Genomic DNA, 12,732 nt, shown 5'->3' on the forward strand with positions numbered 1-12,732 from the left:
CTTATGACCTTAAGTGTATGTAGCTTTCAAGCACGACTATACGGCGCTTGTCGTTTTGTGTTCCACAATCAATAGCAGCTGTCGCATTATTTGCTTTTTGTTCCTGCCTACCTTGCCAACTGATCACCACCCTTATATTAAATTCACTCGCATTTCCTGCTGCGACTGGGGTGTTATTTATACACACAGTGGCATTATCTAAAGCCCCCGTATTTTCACGAGCTTGAATTGCGCGGATCCATTGTTGTTTATCAAACTCAGCTATATTTTGTGCGGTACAAGCAGAATTAAAACATGTCTGAGCTTTGTCGGCTGCTGATTGACTACTAAACTCTCCATTGTATAAGCCGGCAAAACCCGAAGAGTCATTTGCTCTCATACGTTGGATTATGTCATTACCAAGTGCCACAGCAGCTGCACGCTGCATTGAATCAAAGCTAGCTTGTTTTGCTTTAGCTTGTAAGGCCACGGCACCTAATAAACCAAAACTCAAAATAACAAAGGCAATAAGCACTTCAATAAGCGTAAAACCTTTCTGCTCAGAATGTTTAATCATGGTGAAGTTCATTGATACTTTTACATACCATAAGAATATTACGACACAGATAAATAACAATCTGTATATGGACAAGCGGTCATAATGCGCGATAAACGGTACTGAAACTTTCTTCAGAGCAAAGTAATAAACAATAAAGAAGCTGGGACTTTAGGAGATAAGCTGCTGCATTGAGAGTTTTTATTATTTACCCATTACAGCTTTTACATTTTTAAGCTCTCGACGACTAACAGACAAGGGCTCTTTAAACTGCTTCATCGTGACTGTATGTCCACCAGCAGAAGGACTAAAAAGGCTTACAATATGTTGCTTATTGACAAGCGTATTACGATGAATTCTAAGTAGCTGCAGCGGATAGGTCTGCTCAAGTTGTTTTAAACTTTGCTCAACAAGTGCCTCACCTTCAAAAAACACCACCCGCGTGTATTTTTGCTCTGCAATACAGCAAATAACATCATCTATATTTACTCTTCTTAATACGCCTGCAAGTTGATAACAAATATAGTTATTTTCAGGGGTTAATACTTGAGTTCGGTTTAATTTACTAAGCTGCGCCATTGCTTTTGTTAAAGCTTGCTCGGATACAGGTTTAACTAAATAGCCATCTACAGCGAGATCAAATGCAGTTAACGCATACTCAGGATGCGCTGTTAAAAACATCACTGCTGGGGGGATCGAAAACTGCTTTAGTTCAGCAGCTACTTCAAGGCCCGACTGCTTGGGCATATTAATATCCAGCATCACTAAATCAGGCTGGAGCTGCTTACAAAGTTCAATCACCTGTTCGCCGTTACTGGCTTCACCTACAACTGTGCAAAGTTCGTTAGTAGCTAATAAACGTTTAATACGCGCCCTTGCTAAAGGCTCGTCATCAGCAATTAAAGTTTTTATCATGCGCTTCTCTTAATAGGTATCACCAGTTTCACCCTAAAGATCTCATCACGAACAGTCGTAGTTAGTTGCGCTTTTTGATGATAGAAAAGTGACAAACGCTGGCGGATGTTTTCAAGTGCCATACCGTTGCCTGCTCGTGAATGGCTCCCTTGCTTCGCTACAGGGTTAGTAATAATGAAAGTATAAGCTTTGTTCGATTGATGCATCTCGACAGAAATGTTGCCCTGCTCTGCTGACTCTACGCCATAAAAAACCGCATTTTCAATAATCGGCTGTATTGTCAGACACGGAATATCTATATCTGGCAACTCATCAGGTAATTGCCAGCTTAAAACTAATCGCTCGCCATAACGCCAACGCTCAAGGGCTACATACTGCCTACACAAAGTGATTTCATCAGCAAGCTTTATGGCTTTACCGCTGCGCATTGCGGCCTGCGACAGCGCCGCCAGCGCCAAAATTGCTTGTTCAGCCGCCTCAGCATCATAATGGGTAAGCTCAGCAGCAGTGTTTAAACTATTAAACAAAAAGTGAGGGCGTATTCTTGCTTGTAATGCATCAAGTTCAGCCTGCGCTAACGCTTTCGTTTGTTGCTCTTTTTGATTATGAATAAGCAGGAATTGGCTGAACAACGCGGTGACCAAAAATATGATCAGTAAATTACTGACAATAAAGTTAGCCCTCGACTCCATAGCGAACACATCTGAAAACACAGACAAAAACAGCCAGCTAAAAACAGACGTTAATGCCAGTAAAGTGGATATCAGAATGAATAACTGTTTAGGGTGCGACAGCTTTGTAAGTAGAGCCCGGCATACATACAGTAACGACAAGCTTGAAAGAAAAATTAGATGTAAAAAGCAGCTAAATATAGCTAGACGTAACCAAACATCACCTAAGCTCATTGGTGAAAAGGCGAGTAAAATAGCAATGACTTGGCTGACGATCAGTGTGGCAAGGACACCACGAGATTGAAAAAGAGCCGCAATCAGCAAGCCGTTTGAATTAGGCTGTTTGCTCATGGGCTCCTCTTTTAACTGTTGACTACTATTTGCTTAGATTAGCGTAGCTCAACAGGAACGGCAAATACTATGTTCTCTTCTTCGCCAGGATTTTCAACAACTTGATTGCCACCCAATTCTTTTAGACGAGCAATAACTTGTTGAACTAAAACTTCTGGTGCAGATGCACCTGCAGTAACACCCACCGCATTTACATTGTTGAACCAATCAGCTTCAACATTACTTGCATCATCAATCAAATAAGCCGTAGTGCCCATTTTATCGGCAAGCTCACGTAAACGATTAGAGTTAGAGCTATTTTTAGCCCCAACTACAAGCAATACATCCACTTTATCAGCTAAGTCACGCACTGCATCTTGACGGTTTTGCGTAGCATAACAAATGTCATCTTTACGCGGGCCATCAATTGCTGGAAACTTAGTGCGTAATGCATCAATCACATCTGCTGTATCATCTACAGACAACGTTGTTTGGCTACAGTAAAACAGGTTCTCAGGGTTTTTAACCGTTAAGTTTGCAACATCTTCTGGCGTTTCTACTAAGTAAATACCACCCGCTTCGTTGTCGTACTGCCCCATTGTACCTTCTACTTCTGGATGACCATGATGGCCAATTAACACACACTCAGTACCTTTACGGCTTGCACGTGTTACTTCCATATGTACTTTTGTTACCAACGGGCAGGTTGCATCAAATACTTTAAGGTCACGACGCTTTGCCTCGCTTCGAACAGCTTGTGATACACCATGCGCACTAAAGATAACAATGCTGTCGTCAGGAACCTGATCTAGCTCTTCAACAAAGACTGCACCGCGATTTTTTAAGCCATCAACAACATATCGGTTGTGAACGACTTCATGACGCACATAGATTGGCTTTTCAAAGATATCGAGTGCGCGCTCCACAATACTGATTGCACGGTCAACGCCTGCGCAAAAACCACGTGGGTTCGCTAATAAAATATCCATTAACCTGTTACCTCTAAAATATCGACTTCAAAGGTTAAGCGTTGCCCTGCAAGTGGGTGGTTAAAGTCAATAGTAACTGACTCACCTTGCACTTCACGAACAAGACCTGGTAACTCAGTACCATCAGGCTGAGTAAAGGCAATAATATTACCTACTTCAGCAGGCGTGTCTGCACCAAACTTGCTGCGGTCAACATAGTAGATGTTATCTGGATTTGGCTGACCAAATGCATCTTCTGGCTCTAATGCAAATGACTTACTTTCACCAGCCGCTAAACCGAGTAAGCACTTTTCAAAGTTTGCTGTCAGACTGCCATCACCCATTCGCAATTTTGCAGGTTTATTATGTACTTTAGTTGAATCGGCTGCTGAGCCATCTTCTAACTTAATTGAGAAATGAAAGATCACTTCAGAGTTTTCACCTATTACAGCTTGGCTCATGCTTGTTGCTCCTTAGGACTTTCGCCTGTGAAGGCATCAAATAAAAGTAATGCGGCACCGATACAAATCGCACAATCGGCAATATTAAAAACAGGAAAGTGCCAGTTTTCGTAATATACATGCAGGAAGTCAATAACATAGCCATACGCGATTCGGTCGTATAAATTGCCTATTGCACCGGCTAAAACTAACGCATAAGCAGAACATAATACCTTGTTAGACGCAGGTAAACGTTTCAACCACCACACTAAAAGCACACTGATCGACACTGCAATCAAACTAAAGAACCAGCGCTGCCAGCCACCTGAATCACTCAAAAAGCTAAATGCCGCACCATAGTTGTGTACATAGGTGAAGTTAAAGAATGGCAGAATATCTATCGACTCTTGATAGGCCATGGTATTAACGACAAGTGATTTTGTCGCATAGTCTACTACCAAAAGCAGTAGACTAAGCCATAACCAAACCAAGCCACTTTTTCCGGCTAGTTTGCTCACAAACAACTCCTATGCGAACTGACGCTGTTCACCATCGCCGTCAACATTGCTTACACAACGGCCACAGATTTCAGGGTGTGCAGGATCAGCACCTACATCATCACAGTAATGCCAACAACGCTCACATTTTTCAGCGGTTGTTGCGGCAACTTTAATGTATAAGCCATCAATTTCTGTAGCTTGCGTATCCTCTGGCTGCGTAGTCACAGTTTCAACTGTCACGCCTGAAGTTAATAGTACAAAGCGCAGTTCATCACCTAATGCAGCTAATTTCGCGCTTAGCTCTTCACCTGCATAGATGCTTACGTTTGCTTGTAGAGTTGCACCAATAACTTCTTCTTTACGCGCCGCTTCTAGCACACGGTTTACTTCATCACGAACGTTTAGGATTGTTAACCAATCATCGTTGCTGAACTTACCTTGTGAAGAAGCTTGTAAGCCATCGTACCACACAGAAGTGAATACAAACTTGTCACGCTCACCTGGTAATGCTTCCCAGATTTCTTGCGCAGTGAAGCTTAAGATCGGTGCCATCCAACGAGTCATTGCTTCAGCAATGTGATAAAGCGCAGTTTGACATGAACGACGCGCGTGGCTGTCGCTTTTCGCTGTGTATTGACGATCTTTGATTACGTCTAGGTAGAACGAACCAAGCTCACCAGTACAGAAGTTCATTAGCTTTTGCGTTACAAGTAGCATTTGGTACTTGTCGTAAGCCGCTAAGATTTCATCTTGCAGCTCAGCTGCACGGCCCACAATCCAACGGTCAAGCTCAACCATGTCTTCAATAGCAACTTGATCTGTTTTTGGATCAAAACCACTTAAGTTCGCAAGTAAATAACGGCTCGTATTACGAATACGACGATAACGGTCTGCTGAACGTTTAAAGATTTCATCAGATACAGTCATTTCAGCTGTAAAGTCAGTTGATGCAACCCATAAGCGTAAGATGTCAGCACCTAGTTTGTTCATCACATTTTGTGGTGAAATTACGTTGCCTAATGACTTAGACATCTTACGGCCATTTTCATCAACCGTGAAACCATGTGTTAGCACTTGCTTGTATGGCGCATGACCATTGATAGCAACCGATGTCATCATTGACGACATAAACCAACCACGGTGTTGATCAGAACCCTCTAAGTAAAGATCAGCAGGACCGGTTAAATCGTCACGTGCATCAACCACACATGCGTGAGTCACACCTGAGTCAAACCATACATCCAGCGTATCTTGAACTTTCATGTATTGCTCAGCGTCATCGCCAAGTAAAGTAGCTGGGTCTAAGTCATACCAAGCTTGAATACCTGACTTTTCAACTAATTTCGCCGCTTCTTCGATAAGCTCTTGTGTATTCGGGTGAAGCGCACCAGTGTCTTTATCAACGAATAATGCAATTGGCACACCCCATGTACGTTGACGTGAAATACACCAATCAGGACGGCCTTCAACCATGTTTGCAATGCGGCTCTCGCCCCACTCAGGTAACCACTCAGTCTTTTTGATTTCGTTTAATGAATCTTGACGAAGATTAGCTTGGTCCATACTTACGAACCACTGTGGCGTAGCACGGAAGATAATAGGTGTTTTATGACGCCAGCAATGTGGGTAGCTGTGCGTAAGCGCATGATGATGCAATAACGCATTGTTTTCAGTTAATACGTCAATAACGCTCGCATTTGCTTTAAATACGTGCTGACCTGCAAACATTGGTGTGTCAGGTAAGTAAACACCGTTAGCACCAACAGGGTTAGCTACTTCTAAACCATAAGCAAGACCTGCCGCGAAATCTTCTTGACCGTGACCTGGTGCAGTATGAACAACACCAGTACCAGAATCAGTCGTTACGTGATCAGCCACAATCACAGGCACTCTGAAGTCATAGAATGGGTGAGCAACCTGTAAGTTCTCAAGTGCAGCACCTTTTACATAACCGAGTACGTGGTAATGTTTGAAGCCATAACGGTCCATAGCATCTTTAACTAGCTCAGAACCTAAAATTAGACGTTGCTGTGCACCTTCGTCATCAATTTGAACAAGGGCATACTCAAGCTTTTCGTGAACGGCTACTGCACGGTTAGCTGGTAATGTCCACGGTGTTGTCGTCCAGATAACTGTACTAACTGCACCTGTACCTTCATGGCCTTCAGCAAGTTCAAACGCATTGATTACAGCATCTTGATCAGCAAACTGAAAACGTACATCGATTGCTGGAGATTGTTTATCTTGGTATTCAACTTCCGCTTCAGCAAGTGCTGAACCACAATCTGTACACCAGTGAACAGGCTTAGCACCTTTGTGTAAGTGACCATTTTTAATGATGCGACCAAGCACGCGAATTGCGTTCGCTTCAAAGTCAAAGTTCATTGTTAAGTAAGGCTTGTCCCAGTCACCAAATACACCAAGACGTTTAAAGTCTGTTTTTTGACCCTCGACTTGTTTTTTAGCGTATGCGCGACATTTTTCACGGAACTCAGCAGCAGACACTTTCACGCCTGGCTTGCCTACTTTCTTTTCAACCATTAATTCAATTGGTAAACCGTGACAGTCCCAACCCGGCACGTAAGGTGCGTCGAAGTCAGACAAGGTTTTTGACTTAACAATAATATCTTTAAGAATTTTGTTTACCGAGTGGCCTAAATGGATATCACCGTTTGCATACGGAGGGCCGTCATGCAAAATGAAGGTTTTTTTACCTTTTTTAGCGCTGCGAATTTGACCGTAAAGATCGTCTTCATACCATGTCTTAAGCATCTTTGGTTCACGTTGTGCCAAATTGCCGCGCATTGGAAACGCTGTTTCCGGTAAATTCAAAGTATGTTTGTAGTCGCTCATTAATCCTACTTTCCGTATCGGCTACCTAATTTAAACCAAAACACTGCTTAGCGGCGGTTACATCATCTGCAATCTGCGCCGTCAGTTGTGTTAATGTCTCGAATTTTTTCTCATCGCGAAGCTTTTTAATTAGCTCCACGTGCATAAATTGTCCGTAAATGTCTTGCGCAAAGTCGAAAAGGTGAACCTCTAACAATGCGCGTGTCCCATTAAATGTGGGTTTGTTGCCAATATTTGCAACCCCATATAATTCTTCATCACCCACTTTTGCTCTTACAGCAAATACCCCATTTACTGGGCATACTTGGCGTTTTAGCGCTATGTTGGCCGTTCTGAACCCTAATTCACGACCTTTCGCCCAGCCATGAATAACACGCCCAGAAATCGCATAACCATGACCTAACATGGTTTTTGCATCTTCCAATTGCCCTGCAGCAAGCGCATGGCGAATAAGGGTACTACTTACTCTATCATTGAGTCTGCGAAAACTTGCAGTACTTTTCACATCCATGTTCAGCTCAGCGCCCATGGTTTTTAGTAACGCAAAATCGCCACGACGACGTTTGCCAAAACAAAAGTCATCACCAACAGTTAATGCTTTAACGCCTAGCTTTTCAACCAGTACTTGGCTGACAAACTGTTCTGCTTCCATGTTGGCAAATTGCTGATTGAAGCTAATACAAATCACTCGTTCCACGCCTAATTTAGCAAGCAAACTGAGCTTATCACGTAGTCGAGTTAAACGCGCGGGTGCATTATCTTTGGCAAAAAACTCTTGTGGCTGAGGCTCAAATAACATCACGGTACTTGGCAATTGATGCTTTTGTGCGTCTTGCAGCAAGCCTTTAATCACTTCTGCATGACCTAAGTGCACGCCATCAAAATTACCAATGGTCAACACACAGCCATAATGCTGCGCGCGAATATTGTGAATACCTCTAATTAACTCCATGCCACCTTTTTGCCTTTATCAGCGAGCCCAAAACATTGATATCGGGCTTGAAGCGCCGATTATAATCTTTTTTTTAGTTTGATTCAGTAGTTGCAACACTTTTTATCGTATTTAGTCTCACACCTAGAATGAATAAGGCCGCAAAGTAAACAAAAACCGCCAGCACCAATAACCCACTCAACAGCAGCACTTGCTCAGTAAAGTGCCATACTTCCCAGGCAAATTGCTGGCCCACATACCATACAGATGCGGCCATTAATAAACTTGAAAACAAACACTTAATGGTAAAACCAAAACTCATAGCAGAAAACTGATAAACGCCTTCTTTACGTAATTGATGATACAGCAGGTAAGCATTACAACTGGCCGACATCGCGGTTGCTAACGCTAACCCCAAATAACCAATAAATGGAGCTAGCATAATGTTAAACACCATATTTAACACCAGTGTTTTAATACCAATTTTTACGGGGGTTTTAGTATCTTGACGCGAATAAAAGCCCGGTGCTAACACCTTGATTAACATAAAGCTAACCAGTCCAACTGAGTAGGCCATGACACCGTAACTTACCGCTTTTACATGATCAATTTCACCATCCTGAAATGCACCATGATCAAATAAAACCGTAATAATGAGCGGGCTTATCACCATTAAACCAAACATAGCAGGCAAGCCTAAGAAAATAACAAATCTCACCCCCCAATCCAGGGTTAGCTGAAAATCTTTTGTGCTTTTAGTGCTATGTAGCTTAGACAATGCGGGTAAAATTACCGTCGCGATACCGATACCGAATAAGCCAAGAGGAAACTCAATTAAACGGTCTGAGTAGTAAAGCCACGCGATAGAGCCGGTCATCAACATTGAGGCAATCATGGTGTCGAGCAACAGGTTTATTTGACTGATAGACACGCCAAACAAGGCTGGTAGCATGAGTTTTCGCACTTTTTTAACGTTTTCATCTTGCCAGCCCCATTTTGGGCGGCTCAGCATACGGGCACGGTACAAAAATGGCAACTGAAACAGTAACTGCACTACTCCCCCAACAAATACGCCAATGGCAAGGGCATAAGCCCCCACCGAAAATTTATCGTGCAATAAAACTGCGCAGCTAATAATCGATATATTCAACAGCACAGGTGTAAACGCTGCAACAGCAAAGCGATTATAGACATTCATGACCGCACCGCTCAGGGCAACCAAACTCACGAAAAATAAATAAGGGAAAGTCAGTTTTAATAGTGCACTGGCAAGTACGAACTTCTCGGCATTTTCGCCACCTTGCCACCAATCAATAAACCAGCCAGTTCCAAATAAGGCCGCTATAACTGGAGAAGCAATAACTCCGAACAGGGTAACAATTAATAAAATAGTTCCTAACGTACCGGCGGCTTGAGCCACAAACAACCGGACTTTATCATCACCTTGTTGCTCTTTTATTTCAGATAAAACCGGCACAAATGCTTGGGCAAAGGCTCCTTCGGCAAATAAGCGTCTTAGGAAATTAGGAATTCGATTGGCAAATAAAAACACATCCGCAGCAGCACTGGCACCTAGGAGATTCGCCACAACCGCATCTCTTACTAACCCTAAAATACGCGAGATCATCGTCATTGCACTAACAATCATCCCAGAACGAAATAATCCTTTTGCCACCTTAAACCCATTATCAAAAAACTTCTAAGATAGGCGATTATGCCTAAAATATCTTTAAAGCACTAGGCTCGAACCCGACCCTTTGTTACAATGGCGATATTAACTGCTAAAGCGGCAAATTGATGTTCGTTATAAGGAGCAGTTTTTCTTGAGATGTCAAAATTTCATTGACATTCATGATAAAAACAGGCATATTCCACGGCCTTTAAATTAAGCTTATTTTAAGATTGTTAGGAGCAAACCTTGGCTAACATCAAGTCTGCAAAAAAACGCGCTATTACGAGCGAAAAAAATCGTCAACATAACGCAAGCCGTCGTTCAATGATGCGTACTTACTTCAAAAAAGTAGTTGCTGCAATTGAAGCGGGCGACAAAGAAGCTGCACAAGCGGCATTCGCTGTTGCAACACCTATCCTAGACCGTTACGCAACTAAAGGTCTAATCCACAAGAACAAAGCAGCTCGTCATAAGAGCCGTTTAGCAGCTAAAATCAAAGCGCTATAATTTGTTTTTGATAAATATGAAAAACCGGCTTTTGCCGGTTTTTTTTTGTTTGTAATTTAACAAGGCACTTTTCTAAATGCCCCAATAGTTAATTAGCTAGACAATTTCTAGTTCTGGGTAAAACTTTTTCAGCATTGCCGCAATTTTCTTAGGTGTAAACGGTTTTACTACAAATCCTTTAGCGCCCTTTTCAATTGCTTCTTTAACGTTTTCTACTGTTGAATGAGCCGAAACCATCACGACATTGGCTTCGGGCGAAATTTCATTAATTTGCGTGATAATCTCTTTACCATCTCCATCGGGTAATTCAATATCTAGAAAAATTATATTGAACTCTTTCTCTTTACATGCGCTTAAACACTGTGCGGCTGTAGAAGCTTCACGTACATTATCGATACCAAGGTGCATTAATGTTTGATTTAGAAAACTGCGGACCGTACCTACGTCGTCCACAATTAGAATTGAAAGCTGCGTATCCATACTATTCCTCTTAAACTATGAAGATAAACACTCATTGCACTGTAGAGTGTAACGCATTTAAGCTATGAGTGATTTGAATTTGACTATTATATCAAAAACTTCGTTATAATCTCATTATAGAGACCTATATTTAAAAGGCCAGATAAGCTTTATGTCTAATAAAATAAAAAAACAATCTTTACTTGGTAAAGCTCCTGCACGAAAGAAACCAACACAAGCAAAGCGCCAAAGACCAGTAAACCAACAACAAGCGCGCGCACAAGCTGCTCAGCACAGTGCTCCTGAAGTAGAACTTAAGAAAAGCAAAACACGGTGGTATGCACTCGCAGCAGTTGTATTAATTCTGCTAATTACACCAAAACCCGTGTTAATCACTTACGAAAAGCTAGGTATGGTCTCACAAAGTATATTTTGGCCCGGGGTTTTTGGTTATGGTGCAAACTTATTTGATTCTACTCTTAGCCCCCGTGCAGACCTAAGCCGCAACATTATTTACCTGTGCCAAGATAAGCGTAAACCAGACACCTGTCAGAAGTACCGAGTTACAGAACAAAATGGATTTTTTGCAGCGATGAAAAAGCTGATAATGGATTAAAAAATCTAATCCGAAAATTTAAAATTACTTGGTTGAAAGCTGTGTAAAAGATCACCATAATGGCGCTCCTTTTTCAACACAGACACGATCAGATACGACCATGCTAAACGAGCTAGATTGGCTTTTAAACTTAACGTTACTTGCACTAGGACTAGGTGCATTTTTTATTAACCAGCTAACATTACTGCGTTTTGCAGCGATTAGCGCGTGTAGTTTATTATTTTTATCGTTTAGTTTAGATCTGATGTCATCAAGCGTAATATCAAACATGAGCTTGGTGTTGATCAACACATTTTATTTATTCAAGGTCTACACATTTGGCCAGTTGAATATTAATCAAGGTTAATCTTCCCCTAAGATAAATTGATAGAATAGGCTATATCATCTATCAGCATTTATGCCCAAGCAGTCCCCTGCTTGGGCTTTTTTTTTACTTACAAAATGGTTGAACTGAGATACCATTAATGGCGTATATAAATAATTTGGAGGTACCTTATGTCATTAAACGACTTCGACTTATTTCTCTCATCTATGGAAGACGTAAAACCTCTTAAGCATGACACTGTTCAATTTGATTCCACCAAGCAAGGCCCTTCTTTAGCGCAACAAGAAAAACGTAAAGCAGCTGAGTGTGATTTAGCAATTGATGAAAACTATTTGCGAAGCGAGTTCGTCGAGCTGTTAGATCCTCATGCCATATTGGCATTTAAAAAAGATGGCGTACAAGGCCAAGTATATAAAAACTTACGTTTAGCTAAATATCAACTCGATGCCACGCTTGATTTGCATGGTCAGCCTCTTCAACGTGCACGTAGTACGTTATTTAATTTTATCGATGACTGTCATAAACGAAATATTCGTGTCGTACTTATTCGCCATGGGATTGGTATCAAAAATAAATCACAGCCAGGTATTTTAAAGAGCTATACCAATAAGTGGCTGCAAGAAATTCCAGCGGTTTTAGCCTTTCACAGTGCCCTTAAGCATCATGGTGGTAGTGGTGCAACGTATGTGATGATTAAAAAATCTGACGAGAAGAAACACGAGAACAGAGAAATCCACTCAAAAAGAAGTTAGTTGAATAAGCGATTAAAGTGCAGCATCTAAACGTGCTGCACTCGATGAGCATGCTGTGTGGTTATGATTGACTAACTTCAATGTCCTGAACTGGTTGCTCCGATGCATTAGCTTGGTTAAACCATGCTGACACACCTAAAACGATAACTGACACGACGACCAGACTAAATTTAGCTCCACTTTGATTAGATTTCATAACGCCTCTTTTATTATTGTTTTTTTATTGAGCAACTCCAGAATAGCAAAATTACAGATGTT

General features: G+C 41.7%; 15 protein-coding genes. 4 read left to right on the forward strand and 11 right to left on the reverse strand.

Annotated features, from left to right (window positions below):
• Position 1: 1 nt before the first annotated feature.
• The 9 genes from pilV to murJ all read right to left on the reverse strand — a co-directional run bounded on the left by pilV (position 2) and on the right by murJ (position 9,818).
• Positions 2 to 556 carry a type IV pilus modification protein PilV gene (gene pilV, locus ISP07_RS01775; RefSeq protein ID WP_209326587.1) on the reverse strand — a complete coding sequence of 185 codons (555 nt, stop codon included), beginning with the start codon at positions 554 to 556 and terminating at the stop codon, positions 2 to 4.
• Positions 557 to 739: 183 nt separating this feature from the next.
• Positions 740 to 1,450 (reverse strand): LytR/AlgR family response regulator transcription factor, encoded by a 711-nt coding sequence (locus ISP07_RS01780; protein WP_228290475.1) that lies wholly within the window; start codon positions 1,448 to 1,450, stop codon positions 740 to 742.
• Positions 1,447 to 2,472 carry a sensor histidine kinase gene (locus ISP07_RS01785; protein WP_209326588.1) on the reverse strand — a complete coding sequence of 342 codons (1,026 nt, stop codon included), beginning with the start codon at positions 2,470 to 2,472 and terminating at the stop codon, positions 1,447 to 1,449. The genes ISP07_RS01780 and ISP07_RS01785 overlap by 4 nt, the downstream gene beginning before the upstream one ends.
• Before the next feature lie 38 nt (positions 2,473 to 2,510).
• Positions 2,511 to 3,440 (reverse strand): 4-hydroxy-3-methylbut-2-enyl diphosphate reductase, encoded by a 930-nt coding sequence (ispH, locus tag ISP07_RS01790; RefSeq protein ID WP_054551757.1) that lies wholly within the window; start codon positions 3,438 to 3,440, stop codon positions 2,511 to 2,513.
• On the reverse strand, positions 3,440 to 3,880 hold the full coding sequence (gene fkpB / locus ISP07_RS01795; RefSeq protein WP_054551758.1) for an FKBP-type peptidyl-prolyl cis-trans isomerase: 441 nt from the start codon (positions 3,878 to 3,880) through the stop codon (positions 3,440 to 3,442). Before fkpB ends, ispH begins: the two co-directional genes overlap by 1 nt.
• Complete coding sequence (lspA, locus tag ISP07_RS01800; protein WP_054551759.1) at positions 3,877 to 4,377, reverse strand: signal peptidase II; 501 nt, start codon at positions 4,375 to 4,377, stop codon at positions 3,877 to 3,879. Before lspA ends, fkpB begins: the two co-directional genes overlap by 4 nt.
• Before the next feature lie 9 nt (positions 4,378 to 4,386).
• Positions 4,387 to 7,212 carry an isoleucine--tRNA ligase gene (ileS, locus tag ISP07_RS01805; RefSeq protein WP_209326589.1) on the reverse strand — a complete coding sequence of 942 codons (2,826 nt, stop codon included), beginning with the start codon at positions 7,210 to 7,212 and terminating at the stop codon, positions 4,387 to 4,389.
• 25 nt (positions 7,213 to 7,237) lie between these two features.
• Complete coding sequence (gene ribF, locus ISP07_RS01810; protein WP_209326590.1) at positions 7,238 to 8,164, reverse strand: bifunctional riboflavin kinase/FAD synthetase; 927 nt, start codon at positions 8,162 to 8,164, stop codon at positions 7,238 to 7,240.
• Between the two features lie 73 nt (positions 8,165 to 8,237).
• Positions 8,238 to 9,818: a murein biosynthesis integral membrane protein MurJ gene (gene murJ, locus ISP07_RS01815; protein WP_324616083.1), complete on the reverse strand. Its 1,581-nt coding sequence runs from the start codon at positions 9,816 to 9,818 to the stop codon at positions 8,238 to 8,240.
• A 243-nt stretch (positions 9,819 to 10,061) separates the two neighbouring features.
• Between murJ and rpsT the strand changes: the two genes are divergently transcribed.
• Entirely contained in the window at positions 10,062 to 10,322 is a 261-nt protein-coding gene (gene rpsT / locus ISP07_RS01820) for a 30S ribosomal protein S20 (RefSeq protein ID WP_036967030.1), read from the forward strand.
• A 96-nt stretch (positions 10,323 to 10,418) separates the two neighbouring features.
• Here rpsT and ISP07_RS01825 read toward each other — a convergent pair whose 3' ends face one another.
• Positions 10,419 to 10,802 carry a response regulator gene (locus ISP07_RS01825; RefSeq protein ID WP_054551762.1) on the reverse strand — a complete coding sequence of 128 codons (384 nt, stop codon included), beginning with the start codon at positions 10,800 to 10,802 and terminating at the stop codon, positions 10,419 to 10,421.
• Between the two features lie 151 nt (positions 10,803 to 10,953).
• Between ISP07_RS01825 and ISP07_RS01830 the strand changes: the two genes are divergently transcribed.
• The 3 genes from ISP07_RS01830 to smrA all read left to right on the forward strand — a co-directional run bounded on the left by ISP07_RS01830 (position 10,954) and on the right by smrA (position 12,474).
• Positions 10,954 to 11,397: a hypothetical protein gene (locus ISP07_RS01830; RefSeq protein ID WP_054551763.1), complete on the forward strand. Its 444-nt coding sequence runs from the start codon at positions 10,954 to 10,956 to the stop codon at positions 11,395 to 11,397.
• 100 nt (positions 11,398 to 11,497) lie between these two features.
• Positions 11,498 to 11,743 carry a hypothetical protein gene (locus ISP07_RS01835; RefSeq protein ID WP_054551958.1) on the forward strand — a complete coding sequence of 82 codons (246 nt, stop codon included), beginning with the start codon at positions 11,498 to 11,500 and terminating at the stop codon, positions 11,741 to 11,743.
• 149 nt (positions 11,744 to 11,892) lie between these two features.
• The gene (gene smrA, locus ISP07_RS01840) at positions 11,893 to 12,474 is read left to right on the forward strand and encodes a DNA endonuclease SmrA (RefSeq protein ID WP_054551764.1); all 582 of its coding nucleotides are present in this window, start codon (positions 11,893 to 11,895) and stop codon (positions 12,472 to 12,474) included.
• Between the two features lie 61 nt (positions 12,475 to 12,535).
• Here the strand turns inward: smrA and ISP07_RS20655 are convergent, their stop codons facing one another.
• Positions 12,536 to 12,670: a hypothetical protein gene (locus ISP07_RS20655; protein ID WP_262387613.1), complete on the reverse strand. Its 135-nt coding sequence runs from the start codon at positions 12,668 to 12,670 to the stop codon at positions 12,536 to 12,538.
• Between the last annotated feature and the right edge of the window lie 62 nt (positions 12,671 to 12,732).

The organism is Pseudoalteromonas sp. PA2MD11, from assembly GCF_017808125.1.
In the GTDB taxonomy this organism is placed as follows: Bacteria; Pseudomonadota; Gammaproteobacteria; order Enterobacterales; family Alteromonadaceae; genus Pseudoalteromonas; species Pseudoalteromonas simplex.

Excerpts from the sequence above, each read along its gene's own strand:
- pilV (WP_209326587.1), bottom strand. The coding sequence starts at position 556 with ATGATTAAACATTCTGAGCAGAAAGGTTTTACGCTTATTGAAGTGCTT.
- ISP07_RS01780 (WP_228290475.1), bottom strand. The coding sequence starts at position 1,450 with ATGATAAAAACTTTAATTGCTGATGACGAGCCTTTAGCAAGGGCGCGT.
- ISP07_RS01785 (WP_209326588.1), bottom strand. The coding sequence starts at position 2,472 with ATGAGCAAACAGCCTAATTCAAACGGCTTGCTGATTGCGGCTCTTTTT.
- ispH (WP_054551757.1), bottom strand. The coding sequence starts at position 3,440 with ATGGATATTTTATTAGCGAACCCACGTGGTTTTTGCGCAGGCGTTGAC.
- fkpB (WP_054551758.1), bottom strand. The coding sequence starts at position 3,880 with ATGAGCCAAGCTGTAATAGGTGAAAACTCTGAAGTGATCTTTCATTTC.
- ileS (WP_209326589.1), bottom strand. The coding sequence starts at position 7,212 with ATGAGCGACTACAAACATACTTTGAATTTACCGGAAACAGCGTTTCCA.
- ribF (WP_209326590.1), bottom strand. The coding sequence starts at position 8,164 with ATGGAGTTAATTAGAGGTATTCACAATATTCGCGCGCAGCATTATGGC.
- ISP07_RS01825 (WP_054551762.1), bottom strand. The coding sequence starts at position 10,802 with ATGGATACGCAGCTTTCAATTCTAATTGTGGACGACGTAGGTACGGTC.
- ISP07_RS01830 (WP_054551763.1), top strand. The coding sequence starts at position 10,954 with ATGTCTAATAAAATAAAAAAACAATCTTTACTTGGTAAAGCTCCTGCA.
- ISP07_RS01835 (WP_054551958.1), top strand. The coding sequence starts at position 11,498 with ATGCTAAACGAGCTAGATTGGCTTTTAAACTTAACGTTACTTGCACTA.
- smrA (WP_054551764.1), top strand. The coding sequence starts at position 11,893 with ATGTCATTAAACGACTTCGACTTATTTCTCTCATCTATGGAAGACGTA.
- ISP07_RS20655 (WP_262387613.1), bottom strand. The coding sequence starts at position 12,670 with ATGAAATCTAATCAAAGTGGAGCTAAATTTAGTCTGGTCGTCGTGTCA.